Raw genomic sequence first — 1,335 nt, 5'->3', positions numbered from 1 at the left:
ATGGCAACGGCGGTGTCCGTAGGCTGACGTTTTGGCGAATATCAGCTTACTCGGATTTACCGCCGTTTCTCTATCCTGACCTCGCTCAGCGCCCTGCTCATTTCACGCCAGTCTGCGAAGAACCAAAGTTATGCTGTAGCTCAATGGTCTCGGTACCCTCTGCTGCAATAGTGCTGGGTGCGTTCCACGGCCCAGAAACTTTTTGAAGAGAATAAGGAGAGAAGTTTCTGATAATGATCTTCGATGTCCCGCCTCGTGACGAAGCGCTCACTACGGCAGAGACCAGTCCGAGCGTGAGCAGCAGCACGAGATAACATAAACTTCGTTGGACTTTCATGGCGTTCTCCTTGCGTTAGTACAGCCCAGTGGTGGATTTGCGCTTTCGCCATTGGGTATGGGTGGCGAAGCGTAGATCAGCGATCCGTTCTGGCTGATGATGGTGTGTTTGGTATCTGGTGCGCTGCTCGCGTCCAGGTGTTTGAAAGTGATATCTACTGCTGGCACCGCATGGGCGGCGCTTCCCGAAACGGCTTGGCCGACCAGAGAACTCAGTGAGCCGATGGTGTCCAAAGTGCTGCGGTTATTCTATGAATCCAGGGGCTAAAGCATACTTCCTGATCGACTGGTTTTTCGTAAGCCTGGTATTACAAGGGATGTACGCTTCCAGGTGCATGCCGGGGCTGTCATTTCCCATGCTGGCCTTTCAGGCTCATGGGCATTGAGCCTGTCCAGCGCGGTGAAAAGGCTGAAGGCATCCGGCAATGCGGTTCTTGACTGAGGCTCGGTGCGGAAAACGTTTCAGCCTTGTAATAAAGCTGCAACGCTTCGTAGGAGTCGGTAACACGCAGGGCGGTGCCATTTGGCTAACCTAAGCGATACTCCGGTATCTACCGGGTTCAATAACAACAGCAGGAGCATGCCGATGGTTTCGTTCGACAAGACTGCCCTGGCCCTGGCCACGTCGCTGACGGCCGCTGTCACGTTTTCCTCCGTTCAGGCCGCTGAAGTGGAAGTGCTGCACTGGTGGACCTCCGGCGGCGAGGCTCGCGCCGCCAACGTGCTCAAGGAGTTGATGGAAGCCGAAGGTTACGGCTGGGAAGACTTCGCCGTCGCCGGTGGTGGTGGCGAGACCGCCATGACCGTACTCAAGTCCCGCGCCATGTCCGGCAATCCGCCTTCGGCGGCACAGATCAAGGGCCCCGAAATTCAGGTTCTTCGCAGACTGGCGTGAAATGAGCAGGGCGCTGAGCGAGGTCAGGATAGAGAAACGGCGGTAAATCCGAGTAAGCTGATATTCGCCAAAACGTCAGCCTACGGACACCGCCGTTGCCATGG

At 56.1% G+C, this 1,335-nt stretch carries 1 protein-coding gene and 1 pseudogene; one reads left to right on the top strand and one right to left on the bottom strand.

Annotation, left to right across the window (positions count from 1 at the left end; genetic code table 11):
• Positions 1 to 97 precede the first annotated feature (97 nt).
• Positions 98 to 337 (bottom strand): hypothetical protein, encoded by a 240-nt coding sequence (locus GFD32_RS13165; protein ID WP_163577079.1) that lies wholly within the window; start codon positions 335 to 337, stop codon positions 98 to 100.
• A 585-nt stretch (positions 338 to 922) separates the two neighbouring features.
• Here GFD32_RS13165 and GFD32_RS13160 point away from each other — a divergent pair.
• Positions 923 to 1,210: pseudogene (locus GFD32_RS13160) on the top strand (sugar ABC transporter substrate-binding protein); the annotation flags it as partial.
• Between the last annotated feature and the right edge of the window lie 125 nt (positions 1,211 to 1,335).

The organism is Halomonas faecis, from assembly GCF_010993975.1.
GTDB lineage: Bacteria > Pseudomonadota > Gammaproteobacteria > Pseudomonadales > Halomonadaceae > Halomonas > Halomonas faecis.
This window is presented reverse-complemented; position numbering and strand designations above follow the sequence as displayed.